This is a genomic window from Mycobacterium gastri, from assembly GCF_002102175.1.
Lineage (GTDB): Bacteria > Actinomycetota > Actinomycetes > Mycobacteriales > Mycobacteriaceae > Mycobacterium > Mycobacterium gastri.
The window spans coordinates 1-18,612 of the sequence record NZ_LQOX01000097.1; the positions used below are offsets into that span (position 1 = coordinate 1).

Consider the following 18,612-nt stretch of genomic DNA (forward strand, 5'->3'; position numbering starts at 1 on the left):
ACCACCACCAACCAACTGAGTTGGCTGCCGGCCAGGTCATTGCAAGTACCGGATCGGAGCTTAAACGGGTTGGCGCATCAAGGAATTCGTTCGCGATACACGCAGCAACGGCCATCGTGAACAATCAAGGCCGACAACCGCACCCGCTACCCGACGACCTCGCAACACCCTCCCCACGATCCGCGACAACGTGCGCACCACCGTGAGCCAAGTCGGGGCAGCGCCACGCGCACTCGCGCTTCTCCGCGCACACGTAGATCTCGCTGCGGCTCAAGGCGATTGGTCGAGACCTGCCCATCGGGCATCTGGATGTTCGCCTCCCGCGTCAGTAGTGCGGGGTGCTCACCGGGAATCGATCGGTGTCGGTCGTTCCGGATGGGTCGACGGACTTACCGTCGCGGGGCAGCAACAAGGCACGAACCAACGGGCGCGGGCCGTAGGGCCGAAGTAGCTGACTGGCCGGCCGGGTGCGCACGCGCTGCGGCCACCAGAACCAGCGGCCCATCATCGCGGCAACGGACGGCATCATGAACGACCGCACGATCAGCGTGTCGAACAACAGACCCAGCGCGATCGTCGTACCGACCTGCCCGATCACCTTCAAGTCGCTGAAGATGAAGGAGGCCATGGTGGCGGCGAAGACCAGGCCCGCAGAGGTCACGACCGCGCCGGTGCCGGCCATCGACCGGATGATCCCGGTCTTTATTCCGGCGCCGATTTCTTCCTTGAAGCGCGATACCAGCAGCAGGTTGTAGTCCGACCCGACGGCCAACAGCAGGATGACCGACATCGCCAGCACCATCCAGTGCAATTCGAAACCGAGAATGTCCTGCCAGACCAGAACGGAAAGCCCGAACGAGGCACCCAACGACAACAGCACCGTGCCGACAATGGTGAACGCCGCCACCACGCTTCGGGTAATGATCAGCATGATGATGAAAATCAAACTGGCGGCGGCAATCCCGGCGATCATGAGATCCCATTTGGAACCGTCGCGCATATCCTTGAAGACGGCGGCGGTTCCGCCGAGATAGATTTTGGCGCCCTCCAGCGGAGTTCCTTTGACCGCCTCCTTGGCCGCCTTCAAGATCGGCTCGACGTGCGAGATGCCTTCGGGGGTAGCCGGATCACCTTCGTGGGAGATGATGAAGCGGACCGCGTGCCCGTCCGCCGACAGGAACATCTTCAGACCCCGTTTGAAGTCGGGGTTGTCGAAAACCTCCGGCGGAATATAAAAGGAGTCGTCGTTCCGCGACTGGTCGAAAGACTGTCCCATCGCCGTCGAATTCTTGGTCATCTCGTCCATCTGGTCATACAGCGACGACATCGAGCTGTGCATAGTCAGCATCATCGTCTTCATGGTCTTCATGGTCGCTATCTGCGGCGGCAGCTGAGCAAGCATCTGCGGCATCAACACGTCCAATTGGTCCAAATTGCCGGCGAGTTCCGCCAGCTTCTCGTCGATCTGGTCAAGACCGTCCAGCGCATCGAATATCGACCGGAGCGACCAGCAGATCGGAATGTCGTAGCAGTGTCGCTCCCAATAGAAGTAACTGCGAATCGGCCGCCAGAAATCGTCGAAATCGGCGATGTGGTCCCGCAATTGGTTGGTGATCTCAACCATTTCATGGGTCAGCGTGTCCATGTTGTGGGTGACCTTCACCGTCTGGGCCATGATGTCGTACATGTGCTGCATGGTGTCGATCGACTGCTGCATCGCTTCGGCCTGCGTCAGCATGTCGGCCATACGCTGCTTCATGTACTGCATGTTCTCGACCTGGACGGTGCTTTGCATACTGATCTGGAACGGAATCGACGTGTGCTCGATCGGTCTGCCCAACGGCCGGGTGATCGCCTGCACCCGCGCGATGCCGGGCACGTGAAAGACCGCTTTGGCTATCCGGTCGATGACCAGCATGTCGGCCGAATTGCGCATATCGTGATCGGTCTCCACCAAGAGCAGCTCCGGATTCATCCTTGCCTGGGAGAAATGCCGGTCGGCAGCCGCGTAACCCACATTGGCGGGGGTCCACGACGGCAGATATTTCTTACCGTCGTAATTCGTCTTGTACCCGGGCAGCGCGAGCAGCCCGATCAGGGCGATCGCGATGGACACGGCCAGGATCGGTCCGGGCCAGCGCACGATCGCGGTACCTACCCGCCGCCAGCCCCGGGTCCGCATCTTGCGCTTGGGGTCGAAGATTTTGAAGTAACTGCCGACGACCAGCACGGCGGGCCCCAGGGTGAGCGCGGCCAGCACCGCTACCAGCATTCCTATTGCGCATGGAGCACCGAGGGTCTGGAAATAGGGAAGCCGGGTGAAGCTGAGGCAATACATCGCACCGGCGATCGTGAGGCCGGAGCCGAGGACGACATGCGCGGTTCCGTGGAACATCGTGTAGAACGCCTTTTCCCGATCCTCACCGAGGCCGCGCGCCTCTTGATATCGGCCGAGCACGAATATCGCGTAATCGGTTCCGGCGGCGATCGCCATCAGCACCAGCAGATTAACCGCGAAGGTGGAAAGCCCGATGATGTTGTAATGCCCCAAGAAAGCAACGACCTGCCGGGCCGCCATCAATTCGATGGCAACCAACACCAGCACCAGCAGCACCTGGACAATAGACCGGTAGACGAAAAGCAGCATCACGATAATCACCAGGAAAGTGATCGCGGTGACTTTCTTGATACCTTTGTCGCCGGAGGTGGACTGATCGGCGGTGAGCGCGGCCGGGCCGGTGACATATGCCTTGACACCTGGCGGAGCCGGAACGCTGTTGACGATCTTGCGCACCGCTTCAACCGACTCGTTGGCCAGGGACTCTCCCTGGTTGCCGGCCAGGTTCAGCTGGACGTAGGCCGCCTTGCCGTCGGGGCTCTGTGAACCGGCCGCCGTCAGCGGATCGCCCCAGAAATCCTGGATGTGCTGAACGTGTCTGGTGTCGGCGGAGAGCCTGCGGATCAGTTCGTCGTAATAGTGGTGGGCGGCGTCATCGAGTGGCTTGTCGCCTTCCAGCACGATCATCACCGAGCTGTCGGTATTGAACTCCTGAAAGACCTTGCCGACGCGCTTCATCGCGACCATCGACTCCGCATCGCTGGGGCTCAACGACACGGTGTGGTCTTTGCCGACCTGTTCCAGCGACGGTACGAAAATGCTCAGAACGACGACGAGTCCGATCCAGAGCAGCACGATCGGCACCGCAAGGCGGTGGACTATCCGGGCGAACGAGGGCCGTTTCCGGGCCCCGTTCGGGGCTTGGTCCGCGGGACTGTTTTCGGCGGTCGTCTGGATATCGCTCATGCCGATTTCACCAAGCAGAAGGTTTGGGCGTTCACTTCGTTCTCGGACCTTTCGTCCTTGACTTCGCCGTTCACGATGATGCGGCAGCCGATCTGGTCGCTGTTGCCCTGTGCCACCACGTTGACGCTCACCGAAGCCAGCGTGGTGGTGACGGAAAGCGTCCAGGGCAGCGGGACGTTACTGACCCGCTGGGGCTGCGCATTGATGTCCAGATAGTTGATGTTGGCGATGGTCCCGGGGGGACCGAAGACCTCGTAGACCACGTGCTTGGGGTTGAACGGCTTGATGTCGTCGGCAATGCCGCTGGTGATCGGCCCCTTGTCCTGATAGCCGAAGAAGCTGCGCAGGCGGTGGACGCTGAAACCAGCAACCGCGACCACGGCAACGATGACGAGGGGGATCCACACTCGCTTCAGCACGTTGGCGACCGAAATCTTTGCCACCGATCACCTTCCGCTTGCCGGGGCCGGGACCGTGCGCCGGAGCGCGTCGGCCATCGCGCGCGCCGGGCTTGTCGAACGGATCCAGGAAGCAAACCCGAGGCGGTTGGCAACGACCGGCGTTCGTGGCCATCCCATCCGGATGGTTTGTTGCACTAAGTATCGTAGACGTACCCGTGGCGGGCCGCAGAATCTCGCCCCGGCGACGGTCCCAACCGGTTGTGATCTGGTCACGAAACTCTCCATCCTCGGTGGCTCAGGGACATTCGGCGGTGAGACCGAAGCACGTCGCGGTCAGTAGCCGGGTCAGGGCGGAACCGAAGTCGAGGTTCCACTCGGGCGGCAGGACTTCAGGCTCCTCGGCGTAAGCGTCGGTAAGCCGCTCCGGCGGGTTGGCGATCTGCCACAGCGTGGCCGCCAACGAGTAAGCGGCCAGCAGAATGTCGAAGGCCCCGGAACGCCCGAGCGCCGGCAGCGCATTCTCGATCGCGTCCGCGAGTGCGATGACGGCTGCGGTGCTAGTGCGCTTCACCTCGACCACCCGGTCGACGTCCACCTCGTGTTCGAGATGCAGGTGCAGATTGGCCAGCAGGTCACAGAACAGCGGATCGGCGGCCAGGCCGTCGGCCAGGGCCGCGGCCACCCGGGAATGTGACATCGGGCCGGGCTCACTCAAGCTCTCGCATACCGTCTTCGACCACCGCACCCAGCCCTCGGCAGCGAGGTGGAGCAGTACCTCCTTATGGGAGGTGAAATAGCGGCGCACCGCCGAGTAGTGAATGCCGGCGCGGTTGGCGACGGCGGTCAAGGTCACCGACGCCACCCCGGTTTCGGATGCCAGCGAACGCGCCGCTTCCATCAACGCGGCGGCACGCCGACGTTTGTTCTCCTCGGTGCGGGCGCGCCGGAACGTCAGTTGCGCCACCGACAGAGGATAACGCACATCATGTGATTTGCGAGCGGTAAGCCGACCGGGTACCGTGCCGTTACGCACGTGATATGCGTTACACTGCCGCCCCGCGGGGGAAGGAGCCGCCCCCACGCCGCAATGATTTACTTAGGCAAGGCTAGGCACAGTAGTGGCGGGCTTAAGGTGATTCGGGGTGACCCGCGACGAGTAGCTCGTCGCGGCCACCGGGCGTCGCTGATCGGGTGCGTCGCGCTGCTCTGTCGTTGAAAGCTCGGAAGGACTTCAATAGGGCGGGTATGGTTCGCCCGTAGCAAATACCAACCGGCGAAAGGGACTTGAGATCTTCAAGGTGTTGTCGCGGACGTGGATCGCGTTGGTAATCCTGGCGGTAGTCATCGTCGGGGGGTTTACCGTGCACCGGATTCGCGGCTTCTTCGCGTCCGAGAAACGCGAGTCCTATTCCGACAGCAACCTCGACAGCAAACCGTTCAACCCCAAGCAGATCACCTACGAAGTCTTCGGGACACCCGGGACGGTCGCCGATATCAGTTATTTCGATGTCAATTCCGACCCACAACGGGTCGACAATGCGGTGCTACCGTGGTCCTTGCACTTCACCACGAACTTGGCGGCAGTGATGGGAAACCTTGTGGCCCAAGGTGACAGCGACAGCATCGGTTGCCGGATCACCGTGGACGGTGTGGTCAAGGCGGAGAAGGTTTCGCACGAGGTCAACGCTTACACCTACTGCCTGGTGAAGTCGGCGTGACCATCAAGTACGCGAACGATCCCGACACCGGCAGCCACGCCGAAAAGCCGTTGATCGCGCGGATCATCCACGCGTTCGCGGTGCCGATCATCCTGGGCTGGCTCGCGATCTGCGTTGCGCTCAGCGTTTTCGTCCCATCGCTGGAAGAAGTCGGGCAAGAGCGCTCGGTGTCGCTGAGCCCCAAGGAAGCGCCGTCGTACCAGGCGATGAAGCACATCGGTCAGGCGTTCAACGAAGGCAACACCGACAGCGTCGCCATGATCGTGTTGGAGGGCAAGCAGCCGCTCGGCGACGAGGCCCACAAGTATTACGACGTTCTCGTCCGCAAGCTGCGGGCCGATACCAGGCATGTCCAGAGCGTCCAGGACTTCTGGGGGGATCCGCTCACGGCTGCCGGGGCGCAGAGCAACGACGGCAAAGCTGCCTACGTCCAGTTGAACCTCGCCGGCAACCAGGGTGAGCCGCTGGCCAACGAGTCCGTCGAAGCGGTGCGCAAGATCGTCGCGGAGACGCCGGCGCCGTCCGGGGTGACGACGTACGTCACCGGCGCGGCAGCGCTGGTTGCCGATATGCACCACAGTGGCGACACATCGATGATGAAGATCACCATCACCACCGTCGCCGTGATCTTCATCATGCTGCTGCTGGTGTACCGCTCGCCGATCACCGTCATCATGCTGTTGCTGACGGTGGGGGTGGAATTGACCGCGGCCCGCGGAGTGGTCGCGCTGTTCGGACACCTCGGGGCCATGGGACTGTCCACCTTTGCGGTCAGCCTGCTGACCTCACTGGCAATCGCCGCCGGCACCGACTACGGCATCTTCATCTTCGGGCGCTACCAGGAGGCGCGCCAGGCCGGCGAAGACCGGGAAACCGCCTTCTACACGATGTACCGCGGCACCGCCCACGTCATCCTGGGCTCCGGATTGACGATCGCCGGCGCGACCTTCTGCCTCAAATTCGCCCGGATGCCCTACTTCGAAACGCTCGGCATCCCTTGTGCGTTGGGCATGCTGGTGGCGGTCTTCGCGGCACTGACGCTGGGGCCCGCGGTGCTGACCGTGGGCAGCCGATTCGGGCTGTTCGACCCCAAGCGGCTGCTGAAGGTTCGCGGCTGGCGCCGGGTCGGCACGGTGGTGGTGCGGTGGCCGCTGCCCGTTCTGGCCGCCACCTGCGCCGTTGCCCTGGTCGGTCTGCTCGCCCTGCCCGGATACCGGACCAACTACAACGACCGCTCCTACCTGCCCAACTTCATCCCCGCCAATGAGGGATTCGCCGCTGCGGAACGCCATTTCTCGCAAGCCCGGATGAAGCCCGACGTGCTGATGATCGAGTCCGATCACGACATGCGCAATCCCGCGGACTTTCTGGTGCTGGACAAGCTGGCCAAAGGAATCTTCCGGGTTCCCGGAATATCCCGGGTGCAGGCGATCACCAGGCCCGACGGGACGGCGATGGATCACACGTCGATCCCGTTTCTGATCAGCATGCAAAACGCCGGTCAGGTGCAAACCTTGAAGTACCAGCGTGACCGGATCGACGACATGCTCAAGCAGGCCGACGAGATGGCCAAGACCATCACGATCATGCAGCAGATGTACAGCCTGATGTCGCAGCTGGCCGCCAATACCCACCGCATCGTCGGCGACACCGAACAGATGCAGCAGATCACCAACGAGCTGCGCGACCATATCGCGGACTTCGATGATTTCTGGCGTCCGATCCGCAGCTACTTCTACTGGGAGAAGCACTGTTACGACATCCCCATCTGCTGGTCCTTCAGGTCGATATTCGACGCGCTGGACGGACTCGACCAGGTTGACGAGAAGCTCGGCGATCTGGTGGCCGATACCAAGAATATTGACCGGCTGATGCCGCAGATGCTCGCGACGTTCCCGCCGATGATCGACAGCATGGAGAGCATGCGGGTCATGATGCTGACCATGCACAGCACCATGGCCGGCTTCTACGACCAGATGAACGAGATGAGCGACAACGCGAACGCGATGGGCAAGGCGTTCGATGCCGCCAAGAACGACGACTCGTTCTACCTGCCGCCTGAGGTCTTCAAGAACAAGGACTTCCAGCGCGCCATGAAGTCGTTCCTGTCACCCGATGGGCACGCTGCCCGCTTCATCATTTTGCACCGGGGAGATCCGCAATCGCCCGAGGGAATCGCGAGCGTCAGTGCGATACGCACCGCGGCCGAGGAGTCGCTCAAGGGAACCCCGCTGGAGGACGCCAAGATCTATCTGGCCGGGACGGCGGCCGTCTTCTACGACATCGCCGACGGGGCCAAATGGGACCTCCTTATCGCCGGGATTTCCTCGCTGTGCCTGATTTTCATCATCATGCTGATCTTGACCCGCGCCTTTGTTGCGGCGGCGGTGATCGTGGGCACGGTGGCGCTTTCGCTGGGCGCCTCGTTCGGGCTATCGGTGCTGTTGTGGCAGCACATTCTCAGCATCGAGTTGCACTACATGGTGCTCGCCATGTCCGTCATCGTGCTGCTGGCCGTGGGATCTGACTACAATCTGCTGCTGGTTTCCCGGTTCAAGGAGGAAATCAGCGCCGGGCTGAATACCGGCATCATTCGCGCGATGGGCGGTACCGGCAAGGTCGTGACCAACGCCGGGCTGGTGTTCGCGTTCACCATGGCCTCCATGGCCGTCAGCGATCTGCGGGTGATCGGCCAGGTGGGCACCACCATCGGCCTGGGTCTGCTGTTCGACACGCTGATCGTGCGTTCGTTCATGACGCCTTCCATCGCCGCGCTGCTGGGCCGCTGGTTCTGGTGGCCGATGAAGGTGCGTTCGCGACCGGCCCGAATCCGTTCGGCGCCAAGAAGTCCCGAGGAGGAGCCGCAAACGGACCGGCTGATGGCGATGAGCGGCGAACATTAAGGCCGGTTAGCCGCGGTTAGCCGGCCCATCCGCGCTGCCGGCGGTTCCGAATACCTGATGTGCAGCAAAGACACCCCGCGGGACGCTCGATAGCGGTCATCGGCAGCGGCGTCGCCGGCCTCACCGCCGCCTACGTGCTGTCCGGACGTGACCGAGTCACCTTGTACGAGGCCGACACCCGGCTCGGCGGACACGCCCACACCCACTATGTCGATCCTGGCGACGGGACGGGCGGTCACCGTCTGGTAGCAGTCGACTCGGCGTTCCTGGTCCACAACGACCGGACCTACCCGACGCTGTGCCGACTGTTCGACGAACTGGGGGTGGCCACCCAGGAATCGGACATGTCGATGTCGGTGCGCGCCGACGACATCGGCCTCGAATATGCCGGGGCTCTGGGAGTCCGGGGACTGTTCGCGTGCCGGCAGGCGCTGCGGCCCCGCTACCTGTTGATGCTCGCCGAGATCCTGCGCTTCCACCGCGCCGCCTCCCGACTGCTGCGCGCGGAACCAGGCGATGGACCAGAGACATTGGAAGCGTTCCTCAAGCGGCACCGCTTCTCGTCGTTTTTTGTCGACTACTTCATCACTCCCCTGGTGGCCGCGGTGTGGTCGTGCGCGAGCGGAGATGCGTTGCGCTACCCGGCCCGGTATCTGTTCGTCTTCCTCGACCATCACGGGATGTTGTCGGTGTTCGGATCGCCCACCTGGCGCACCGTCACCGGGGGATCGGCCACCTACGTCCAGGCGATCGCCTCGGGTCTGGCCGAGGTGTCAACGGGCACACCGGTGCATTCGCTGCGCCGGGTGGCCGGCGGCGTGGTGGTCCGAGCCGGTCACGACGCACCGCGGGAGTTCGACGCGGCCGTGGTGGCCGTGCATCCCGACCAGGCGCTGCTGTTGCTCGACCGGCCGACCGCCTGGGAGCGCCACGTGCTGGGCGCGATTCCCTATTCGACAAACCGGGCCCAGCTGCACACCGACGAGTCGGTGCTGCCCCGCCACCCCGGCGCCCGCGCATCCTGGAACTACCTGGTGACACCGGGCACCGACCATGTGGTGGTCAGCTACGACGTGAGCAGGCTGATGCGCATCGACGACAGCCGACGGTTTCTGGTCACCCTCGGCGGCCATGACCGGGTGGACCCCGGGTCGGTGCTTGCCGAGATGACCTACAGCCATCCGCTGTACACACCGGAATCGGTTGCGGCCCAGCGTTTATTGCCCACCCTCGATGACGATCGGGTGGTGTTCGCCGGGGCCTACCACGGCTGGGGGTTCCACGAGGACGGCGCCGCCTCCGGGCTGCGCGCGGCCCGGAGGCTCGGGGCGGACTGGCCGGCGGCCACCCGGCACCAGGCGGTGGTGCCATGCTGACTGCGGCGATCTACCGCACCACCATCACCCATGCGCGACGGGCCCCGGTGCACCACGCGTTCGAATACCGAAGCTACAGCTGGTACGTCGACGTCGACGACCTGCCGCGGCTGCCCTGGTGGCTGCGACCGTTGGCCCGATTTCGCGCCGACGACCACTTCACCGGGACGCCGCACGGTTCATTGCGCGACCGGTTGGAGGCGTTCTTCAACGATCGCGGCGTCGCTGTTCCCGACGGCAAGATCACCGCGCTGCTGCAGGCGCGCGTGCTCGGGCATGTCTTCAACCCGCTGAGCGTCTATTGGTGTCACGACCGTGAGGGCCGGGTGCGCCATGTCGTGGCCGAAGTGCACAACACCTATGGGCAACGGCACGCTTATCTGCTGCCGCCGGCCGATCTGCCCGTGGTGACGGCCAAGACGTTCTATGTCTCGCCGTTCAACGATGTCGACGGCTACTACGTGGTGCGGGCGCCGCGGCCCGGCCGCGAGGTCGACGTCACGGTGTCGCTGCACCGGGAGAACCGACAGGATTCCCCGGAATTCACCGCCCGCCTGCGGGGCACGTGGCGGCCGGCGACAGCCAAAGAAGTCACGATCATGCAATTCATTTCACCGTTGGCCCCGTTGGTGGTGGCCGCCCGTATCCGGATACAGGGGATCAAGTTGTGGTTACGTCGAGTTCCAGTGGTACCGCGATGAGCATCGAAACGATCGAAACCCGTTCGGCAGCAATCGATCCTGAGCGCTGGCCGGCCGTGGCGCAACTGCCGGCCGGTCCGGTGGCCGCGGTGTCGGCGGCCATCGCCGACTGGCTGTTGCGTCGCGCGGTCGCCGGGCTGCCGCTGCGACTGATCTACCCGGACGGCACCGCGATCGGCGCCGGCGACGCCACCTCGGCGACGTTGACGATGCACCGGCCGCAGGCGCTGGCACGACGGATCGGGCGGCACGGCCTGATCGGCTTCGGCGAGTCCTACCTGGCCGGCGAATGGTCGTCGGAGGATCTCACCACGGCGCTGACGGTGCTGGCCGAGTCGGTGGCCGACCTGGTGCCGCGTCCGCTGCAGTGGTTGCGTCCGCTGGCGCCGGCGTTCGAGCCGACGCGGCGCGGTCCCAGCCGCGATCAGGCCCGCCGCAATGTCGCCGAGCACTATGATCTGTCGAACGACCTGTTCGCTGAGTTCCTCGACGAGACCATGACATATTCGTCCGCGCTGTTCGACGATCTTCCCGCCTCGTGGCCCGATTTGGCTGCCGCCCAACGGCGCAAGATCGATCGGCTGCTCGACCTGGCCGATGTCCGGCCGGGAAGCCGGGTGCTCGAGATCGGTACCGGCTGGGGCGAGCTGTGCATCCGAGCGGCCGCCCGCGGGGCCCGGGTGCGGTCGGTCACGTTATCGGTGGAGCAGCAGCGGCTGGCGCGTCAGCGGGTCGCCGCCGCGGGCCTGTCCCATCTTGTGCAGATTGACTTGTGCGACTACCGCGACGTGGGCCGGGACGGTGACCCTTTCGATGCGGTACTCTCGGTCGAGATGATCGAGGCCGTCGGATACCGCTGCTGGCCAACGTATTTCGCGGCGCTGGACCAGCTGGTGCGCCCGGGTGGCCGGGTGGCGATCCAGGCGATCACCATGCCCCACGACCGGATGCTGGCCACCCGCAACACCCGCACCTGGATCCAGAAGTACATCTTCCCCGGCGGGCTGCTGCCGTCCACGCAGGCCATCGCCGCGATCACCGAGCGCCACACCAGCCTGCGCACGGTCGACACCGCCTCGCTGCGACCGCACTACGCCGAGACCCTGCGGCTGTGGCGGGAGCGGTTCGTCGAGCGGCGAGACCGGTTGGCGCACTTGGGTTTCGACGAGGTATTCGCCCGGATGTGGGAGTTCTACCTGGCCTACTCCGAGGCGGGATTCCGGTCCGGGTACCTCGATGTCGTCCAGTGGACGTTCGAGCGCAAGGATGACCGGTGAACGAGGCCGACATCTTTCTGGTATCGGGCGCTGCGGTGCTGGTGCTGGTCGCGGTGCATTCGACGGCATTCCTGATCGGCAGGTGGCTCGGCCGCTACAACGTCGTCGACGTCGCGTGGGGACTGGGTTTCATCGCAGTAGCAGCGGTGGCGGCAATATTGGGCACCGGGGACCCGACCCGGCGGTGGCTGCTGCTGGCGCTGGTGACGGTGTGGGGTCTGCGGCTGAGCTGGCATATGTACCGCAAGACCGCCGGTAAGGGTGAGGATCCCCGCTACGCCGATCTGCTGCGCGGTGCCACCGCAGGTCAGGTGGTGCGCAAGGTCTTCGGACTGCAGGCCTTCCTGACGCTGTTCATCTCCTTCCCGCTGCAGCTGTCGGCGGTCAGCGGGCCCACCCCGAAGCCGTTGCTGGCGGTCACCGGTGTGGGCGTGGCGGTGTGGCTGGTCGGGGTCGTCTTCGAAGCGCTCGGCGACCGCCAGTTGCGGGTCTTCAAATCCGACCCGGCCAATCGCGGGGCCATCATGGACCGCGGCCTGTGGGCCTGGACCCGCCACCCCAATTACTTCGGTGACGCCTGTGTCTGGTGGGGGTTGTGGCTGATCACCATCACCGGCTGGGTGCCGCTGCTCACGGTGGTCTCGCCGTTGTTGATGACCTACTTCCTGGTCGACGTGAGCGGGGCCCGGCTGACCGAGAAGTATATGAAGGGCCGTCCCGGTTTCGCCGAATACCAGCGCCGGACAGCGTATTTCGTGCCACGGCCACCGCGATCGGCGCGTCAGTTATGACCGGTCTGGCGATTTCGGTGCTGCCTGACGATAGGCTACCGTCGATGACGGGACCGCCACGGCTGAGCAGCGACCTCAACGCCCTGTTGCACCAGATCGCACGGGGCGACCGCGACGCGTTCGCAACGTTCTACGACCACACCAAGACCCGGGTGTACGGACTGGTGGCGCGGGTGCTGCGGGACCCGGGCTACAGCGAAGAAACCACTCAGGAGATCTATCTCGAGGTGTGGCGCACGGCGTCGGAGTACGACGCCGTCAAAGGCTCGCCGCTGGCCTGGTTGCTGACCATGGCACACCGGCGCGCCGTCGATCGGGTACGAGCCGAGCAAGCCGGCAGCCGGCGGGAATCACGCTACGGCGTGGCCAATATCGAGCCGGCGAGCGACGTCGTCGCCGACTCCGCGATCGCCGGTGACGAACGCCGCCGGGTCGCCGCATGCCTGGGCGGGTTGACCGACGCGCAGCGGGAGTGCATCGAACTGGCCTACTACGGCGGCCTGACGTACGCCGAGGTGTCGCACCGGCTGGCCACCAACCTGTCGACGATCAAATCGCGGATGCGTGACGCGCTGCGCGGTTTGCGGAACTGCCTGGGTATGTCATGACCGAGCCGACCGATTTCGGGCTGTTGGAGCTGGCGATCCCGTATGCCCTGCATGCGATGTCCGACGAGGAGCGAGTCGACATCGAGCGAATGGTCGCCGCCGCACCCTCGGCGGTGACGGCCGCGTTCAACGAAGAAGTTCGCGCGGTTCGCGAGACGATGGCAATGGTGTCGGCGACGACGGCCACCGAACCGCCGGAACGTCTGCGAGCGGCCGTCCTGGGCACCGCGAAGCCAGCCACCGGCCGCCTTCAGTCACGTTGGCGTACTGCCGTTTTCGCTTCCGCGGCCGCTATCATGGTGGGGCTGGGCGCATTCGGCCTGGGCACAGTGCTGCGGCCGCCAGCGCCGCCCACGGTCGCCGAGCAGGTCCTGGGCGCTTCGGATGTGCAGACCGTCTCCCGCCCATTGGGCAACGGGACCGCCACGGTGATGTTCTCCCACGACCGCAATGCCGGCGTGCTGGTGATGAACAACGTGCCGCCGCCCTCCCCGGGTACCGTTTATCAGATGTGGCTGCTGGGCGCCAACGGTCCGACCTCGGCGGGGACCATGGGCCCGGCGGCGGTGGCGCCGTCGACGAAGGCCACGCTGACCAACCTCGGGAACTCGACCGCGCTGGCGTTCACCGTCGAACCCGGCACCGGTTCTACGCAGCCGACCGGTGCGATCTTGGCCGAGCTGCCGCTGCGTTAGTACGGTGGCGGCTCGCCCGGCAGCCATGGCCACCACTCGCGATCTGGCGACGCTACTTCAGCGGCTACCTCCACAGACTTCCCAGCATCGCGGCCAGCACGCCCAGCGCCACCAGTGCCGCACCGGCGACCAGCGTCAGGTTCAGCCACAGGTGCAGGCTGCCCTCCGCCGTACCGACCATGACGTCGGCCACCCGCCGGATGTCGCCGGTTGTCCGATTGAGCGCGTCGTCGACATATCGACTGCCGATCTCGATACCCGCCCAGCCGGCGGCGCCGACGAGCAACGCCGACACGCCGAGGCTGGTCAGCGCCTTACCCCGGCGGCGTGCGGTGATCAGCATCAGCAACGCGCAGCCGGCGCTCGAGGCCGCGGCGCCAACACTGACCCACGGGCCCCACACCGCCAGCCGCCGCAGCTGCCCCTGGTGCACCGACTGGGGCACCGACACCGTCAGCGGTACCTTCAGCGTCGCCGGTACCTCGACCTGGTAGCCGCTCAACACCTGCCGCATCGAGCTGTCGTTCAGCATGGGGGCCAGATCCACCACCCATTGGTCACCGGTGCGGCCAGACCGCGGCGCGCCGAACAACCAGCTGTGCGCGACCCGGTTCGCCTGGGCGAACAGCGGCGGAAACGCCGGGCCAGCGGTGAATGCCACGGCAGCATCGTGCACGGTCGAGCTGTCGATCGGATGGCTGGGATAGCTCGGCCCCCCGTGCTCGGCGATGAGCGCGGTTGCGCGGGTGGTGAGTTCGACCGCCATGGCGGACTGCAGAGCCGGGTCGCGGGCGGCCTTTTCGGCCAGCGCGGCGTAGCCGTCCTCGTCGATGATCGTGGTCTGCGCCCACGCCACCGGAACCGCTACCGCCAGCGCGACCGTGGTGGCCAGCCAAAACACCATCGTCGCAACGAATCGCACGCCTTGAAACCTACTGGGCCGCCGGCACGATCCCGCGAAGGTAGGCGGCCTGGCCGAGATGTTGCGCGCAGTCATCGATGATGCTGACCAAGCGCATGCTGGCGGTCACCGGCGGGTCCCAGTGGGTGTCGACGATGCGGGACAGCTCGGCTGCGGTCACGCCGGCGACGTAGTCGAGGGTGAGCTGATGCACCGCGTGGTAGTACCCGTGCAGCAGGCCGGCCGGTGCGCGTACCTTGCCCACATCGGCGGGGCTGTGCCCATAACCGGTGTCGTCGCGCGGTAGGTCAAGGCCGAACCGGCCGACCCAGCCGTCGCGGGTCCACACCTGTTCCACGCCGGCGATGTGGGACAGCTGTATGTCCTGGACGCGGGCACTGTGCCAGAGCAACCACGCGATGCTGTTGGCGCTCGGGGTCGGCCGGTAGGTGGCGACGTCGTCGGTCAGGCCGTCGGTGAGGTCGTCGGCGTGTTCGATCAGGCGGGTGAACGCGTCACGCAGCAGCTCCTGGGCCGGGGCTGCGTTGGCTGCGTTGGCTGCGGCGGGGGCCATACCGGCGACTTTACGGGCGGGGACGATTCTGGCACCACCCGCCGTCGCGGTCGTAGATTAATTAGATGACCTACGACCTGCTCATCCGCAACGGCACCATCGTCGACGGGCTGGGGGGCGAGCCGTACGTCGGCGACGTCGCGGTGCAAGACGGCGTCATCAGCGCGGTCGGGTCAGTCACCGGGAGCAACGCCAAGCGGCAGATCGACGCGACCGGTCTGCTGGTCACTCCGGGTTTCGTCGACCTGCATACCCACTACGACGGCCAGGCCATCTGGTCCGACCGGCTGACACCGTCGTCGGCGCACGGGGTGACCACAGTGGTGATGGGCAATTGCGGGGTCGGCTTCGCGCCCTGCCGCCGGGAGGACCACGACGTGCTCGTCGACGTGATGGCCGGCGTGGAGGACATTCCCGGCGTGGTCATGACCGACGGCCTGCCGTGGACCTGGGAAACCTTCCCCGAGTACCTGGACGCGCTCGAGGCGGGCAGGCGTGATATCGATGTGGCCGTCTACCTGCCGCATTCCCCGTTGCGGGTTTACGTGATGGGGCAGCGCGGCGCCGACCGCGAACCGGCCACCCCGCAAGACCTGGCCGCGATGCGGGCCCTGGCCAAGGAGGCGATCGAGGCCGGCGCGTTGGGGTTCGCGTCGTCGCGGCTGACCATCCACAAGACCGAGAGCGGCTCGCCGATCCCCAGTTACGGCGCCGCCCGGGAGGAGATCGAGGAGATCGCCAGGGGTGTGGTCGACGGCGGCGGCGGGCTGCTGCAGTTCGTGCCCGACATTCCGGCCGGCGGCTATCAGCCGGTGTTGCAGCTGGTATTCGACGTCGCCGAGGACTTACAGCTGCCGGTGACCTTCACGCTGGTGGTCGCCAACGCCGGCGACCCGACCTGGCCGGACGCCATCACCATGGTGGAGAAGGCCAATAAGAACACAGCTGCAGGAGGCAAGATCACCGCGCAACTGCTGCCCCGCCCGATCGGGCTGATCATCGGGCTGCAGCTGTCCGCCAACCCGTTCGTGCTCTACCCGAGCTACCGGGAGATCGCGCATCTGCCGCTCGCACAGCGGGTCGCCGAGATGCACAAACCCGAGGTGCGCGCCCGTATCCTCGCCGACAAGCCCGGCCACGGCCATCCGATCCTGTATGTGGCCCAGGCATGGGACTGGATCTTCCCGCTGGGCGACAGCCCTGATTACGAGCCGGACCCGTCGGGCAGCATCGGGGCCCGCGCCCGGGCCCGGGGGGTGAGCCCGATGGAGGAGGCGTACGACCGGCTGCTCGACGACGACGGTCACGCCATGTTGCTGGTCGCCACGAGCAACCTGGAGAACAACTCGCTGGACACCGTCGGAAAATTGCTGCACCGCGACGACGTGGTGCTCGGCCTCGGCGACGGCGGCGCCCACTACGGCATGATCTGCGACGCCAGCTACTCGACGTACTTCTTGGCGCACTGGGCGCGCGACCGGGCGTCCGGGCGGTTCACGGTGGCCGACGCCGTGCGCGAACTCACCTCCGTTCCGGCCCGGGTGGCCGGGCTGGCCGACCGCGGGCGCATCGCCGTCGGCTACAAGGCCGACCTCAATGTCATCGACCACGGCGCGTTGCGGCTGCACAAGCCGGTCATCAGACACGACCTGCCCGCCGGCGGGCGGCGCCTGGACCAGACCGCCGAGGGCTACGTCGCGACCGTCGTCTCAGGCGAATTGATCGCCGAGAACGGGGCGCCCACCGCCGCCCGACCCGGCAAGCTGGTCCGCGGACGTCGGTCCGCTCCGGTCCCCGGCTGAGCACTTTGGAGGTTCCTGCGCACCGGGTAGGGATATGCAGTTTTCCCGCGCCGATATGGCCACGTCGAGGGGCTCGGGCGGGTAGTTTGGGCTAGTGACAAACCCGCATTTCGCGTGGTTGCCGCCAGAGATCAATTCGGCACTGATGTTCGCCGGTCCCGGCGCGGGACCGCTCCTTGCCGCGGCCGGGGCCTGGGGCGGTTTGGCCGAAGAATTGACGTCGTCGATGTCATCGTTCAGCTCGGTGGTCGCCGAGCTGACCAACGGCTCTTGGCTGGGTCCTTCGGCGGCGGCGATGATGGCCGTCGCGACCCAATACATGGCGTGGCTCAGCGCGGCCGCGACGCAGGCCGAGCAAGTCGCGGCTCAGGCCGCGGCCACGGCGACGGCCTTCGAGGCGGCGCTGGCGGCCACGGTGCAGCCCGCGGTGGTCGCGGCCAACCGTGGCCTGATGCAGGTGCTGGCGGCCACGAACTGGTTGGGGTTCAACACTCCGGCCATCATGGACATCGAGGGCGCCTATGAGCAGATGTGGGCGATGGACGTGGCAGCGATGGCGGCATACCACGCCGACGCCTCCGCGGCCGCCTCACTATTGGCGCCCTGGCAACAGGTGCTGCGCAACCTCGGCATCGACATCGGCAAGAACGGCGCGATCAACCTCGGCTTCGGCAACACCGGCAGGGGAAACATCGGTATCGGCAACACCGGCAGCGGCAACCTGGGCATCGGCAACACCGGCAGCAGCAACATCGGCAGCGGCAACACCGGCAACAACAACGTCGGCATGGGCAACCTGGGCAATAGCAACGTCGGCTTCGCCAGTACCGGCAATCGTGACGTCGGGTTCGGGCTGACCGGCAATAACCAGGTCGGTTTCGGCGGCCTCAATTCCGGTAGCGGCAACATCGGCTTCGGCAACTCCGGCACCGGGAACGTCGGCCTCTTCAACTCCGGCAACGGAAACCTGGGCATCGGCAACTCGGGCTTCCTCAACAACGGGTTTGGGAACTCGGGAAACATCAACACCGGCTTCGGCAACGGCGCCATGAGTGCGGGCTTCTGGCACACCAACATGACGGGCCCGGCCGGCATGGAGGGGGGCCTGGCCAACTCCGCGAACTACGCGACCGGTGGCACAGCAACCTTGAGCTCGGGAATCCTCAGCTCCGCCCTCGGTCACACCGGCGGCATCAACCCGGGTCTGACCAATGCGCTCAACGCGGCCCCGGCCACACCGCCGGCGGCCACGCCGATCACTCCTGCTGCCGGAGTCGACCCCGGCAGCGGTGGCGCCAATGCCGGCACCGGCTCGCCGGCCAATGCCGGACTGCGGAGCGCGGGCAGCGGGTACACCGGTTTCTACAACCCGGGCAGCAGCGATTCGGGTGTGCGCAACACCGCCGTCCGTGAGCCGGTCAGCGGCGCTCCGGGCGTTCCCGGGTCGGGCATCCCCAGGTCGGCCTTCTACCCCAGCCGCGAGCCGGGCGACCCCGGCACCGGCATCAAGCTGCCGGTTCGGTCGGACTGACACTGAACGTCCGCCGGACCATGCCGGCGC

15 protein-coding genes are annotated in these 18,612 nt (G+C 65.7%); 10 read left to right on the forward strand and 5 right to left on the reverse strand.

The features are described from left to right. Nucleotides 1-325: 325 nt before the first annotated feature. From AWC07_RS10145 to AWC07_RS10155, 3 genes are all read right to left on the reverse strand, one after another. Complete coding sequence (locus AWC07_RS10145; protein WP_085105058.1) at nt 326-3,304, reverse strand: MMPL/RND family transporter; 2,979 nt, start codon at nt 3,302-3,304, stop codon at nt 326-328. Beyond that, complete coding sequence (locus AWC07_RS10150; protein ID WP_051508237.1) at nt 3,301-3,723, reverse strand: MmpS family transport accessory protein; 423 nt, start codon at nt 3,721-3,723, stop codon at nt 3,301-3,303. The genes AWC07_RS10145 and AWC07_RS10150 overlap by 4 nt, the downstream gene beginning before the upstream one ends. Before the next feature lie 277 nt (nt 3,724-4,000). Next, on the reverse strand, nt 4,001-4,687 hold the full coding sequence (locus AWC07_RS10155; protein ID WP_036418644.1) for a TetR/AcrR family transcriptional regulator: 687 nt from the start codon (nt 4,685-4,687) through the stop codon (nt 4,001-4,003). Nucleotides 4,688-5,003: 316 nt separating this feature from the next. Between AWC07_RS10155 and AWC07_RS10160 the strand changes: the two genes are divergently transcribed. Genes AWC07_RS10160 through AWC07_RS10195 form a run of 8 tightly spaced genes read left to right on the forward strand, consistent with a single transcriptional unit; the run spans nt 5,004 to nt 13,774 of the window. Then, nucleotides 5,004-5,423 (forward strand): MmpS family transport accessory protein, encoded by a 420-nt coding sequence (locus tag AWC07_RS10160; RefSeq protein ID WP_036416030.1) that lies wholly within the window; start codon nt 5,004-5,006, stop codon nt 5,421-5,423. Beyond that, nucleotides 5,420-8,326, forward strand: a complete 2,907-nt coding sequence (locus AWC07_RS10165; RefSeq protein WP_036416032.1) for an MMPL/RND family transporter — start codon at nt 5,420-5,422, stop codon at nt 8,324-8,326. Before AWC07_RS10160 ends, AWC07_RS10165 begins: the two co-directional genes overlap by 4 nt. A 59-nt stretch (nt 8,327-8,385) precedes the next feature. Further along, entirely contained in the window at nt 8,386-9,702 is a 1,317-nt protein-coding gene (locus AWC07_RS10170; protein WP_036416034.1) for an NAD(P)/FAD-dependent oxidoreductase, read from the forward strand. Further along, a complete protein-coding gene (locus AWC07_RS10175) occupies nt 9,696-10,403 on the forward strand; it encodes a DUF1365 domain-containing protein (RefSeq protein WP_036416035.1) in 708 nt (235 codons plus the stop codon). Before AWC07_RS10170 ends, AWC07_RS10175 begins: the two co-directional genes overlap by 7 nt. Then, nucleotides 10,400-11,680: a class I SAM-dependent methyltransferase gene (locus AWC07_RS10180; RefSeq protein WP_036416036.1), complete on the forward strand. Its 1,281-nt coding sequence runs from the start codon at nt 10,400-10,402 to the stop codon at nt 11,678-11,680. The genes AWC07_RS10175 and AWC07_RS10180 overlap by 4 nt, the downstream gene beginning before the upstream one ends. Before the next feature lie 17 nt (nt 11,681-11,697). Further along, on the forward strand, nt 11,698-12,471 hold the full coding sequence (locus AWC07_RS10185; protein WP_036416037.1) for a DUF1295 domain-containing protein: 774 nt from the start codon (nt 11,698-11,700) through the stop codon (nt 12,469-12,471). Nucleotides 12,472-12,515: 44 nt separating this feature from the next. Continuing rightward, a complete protein-coding gene (locus tag AWC07_RS10190; protein ID WP_036416494.1) occupies nt 12,516-13,079 on the forward strand; it encodes a sigma-70 family RNA polymerase sigma factor in 564 nt (187 codons plus the stop codon). Beyond that, a complete protein-coding gene (locus tag AWC07_RS10195) occupies nt 13,076-13,774 on the forward strand; it encodes an anti-sigma factor (RefSeq protein ID WP_036416484.1) in 699 nt (232 codons plus the stop codon). Before AWC07_RS10190 ends, AWC07_RS10195 begins: the two co-directional genes overlap by 4 nt. 64 nt (nt 13,775-13,838) lie before the next feature. On the opposite strand, the gene AWC07_RS10200 is transcribed toward AWC07_RS10195, so the two are convergent. Next, nucleotides 13,839-14,696 (reverse strand): hypothetical protein, encoded by an 858-nt coding sequence (locus tag AWC07_RS10200; RefSeq protein WP_036416485.1) that lies wholly within the window; start codon nt 14,694-14,696, stop codon nt 13,839-13,841. A 10-nt stretch (nt 14,697-14,706) separates the two neighbouring features. Continuing rightward, nucleotides 14,707-15,249 (reverse strand): mycothiol transferase, encoded by a 543-nt coding sequence (locus AWC07_RS10205; protein WP_036416488.1) that lies wholly within the window; start codon nt 15,247-15,249, stop codon nt 14,707-14,709. A gap of 65 nt (nt 15,250-15,314) precedes the next feature. Here AWC07_RS10205 and AWC07_RS10210 point away from each other — a divergent pair, with 65 nt between their 5' ends. Together AWC07_RS10210 and AWC07_RS10215 are read left to right on the forward strand one after the other, a co-directional pair. Then, nucleotides 15,315-17,051, forward strand: a complete 1,737-nt coding sequence (locus tag AWC07_RS10210) for an N-acyl-D-amino-acid deacylase family protein (RefSeq protein ID WP_036416490.1) — start codon at nt 15,315-15,317, stop codon at nt 17,049-17,051. Nucleotides 17,052-17,145: 94 nt separating this feature from the next. Further along, the gene (locus AWC07_RS10215) at nt 17,146-18,582 is read left to right on the forward strand and encodes a capsule stability/integrity protein PPE10 (protein ID WP_036416491.1); all 1,437 of its coding nucleotides are present in this window, start codon (nt 17,146-17,148) and stop codon (nt 18,580-18,582) included. The last annotated feature ends 30 nt before the right edge of the window (nt 18,583-18,612 follow it).

Bases quoted from the DNA above. Each gene is read 5' to 3' on its own strand.
- AWC07_RS10190 (WP_036416494.1), top strand. From the start codon at position 12,516: ATGACGGGACCGCCACGGCTGAGCAGCGACCTCAACGCCCTGTTGCAC.
- AWC07_RS10175 (WP_036416035.1), top strand. From the start codon at position 9,696: ATGCTGACTGCGGCGATCTACCGCACCACCATCACCCATGCGCGACGG.
- AWC07_RS10180 (WP_036416036.1), top strand. From the start codon at position 10,400: ATGAGCATCGAAACGATCGAAACCCGTTCGGCAGCAATCGATCCTGAG.
- AWC07_RS10205 (WP_036416488.1), bottom strand. From the start codon at position 15,249: ATGGCCCCCGCCGCAGCCAACGCAGCCAACGCAGCCCCGGCCCAGGAG.
- AWC07_RS10195 (WP_036416484.1), top strand. From the start codon at position 13,076: ATGACCGAGCCGACCGATTTCGGGCTGTTGGAGCTGGCGATCCCGTAT.
- AWC07_RS10210 (WP_036416490.1), top strand. From the start codon at position 15,315: ATGACCTACGACCTGCTCATCCGCAACGGCACCATCGTCGACGGGCTG.
- AWC07_RS10145 (WP_085105058.1), bottom strand. From the start codon at position 3,304: ATGAGCGATATCCAGACGACCGCCGAAAACAGTCCCGCGGACCAAGCC.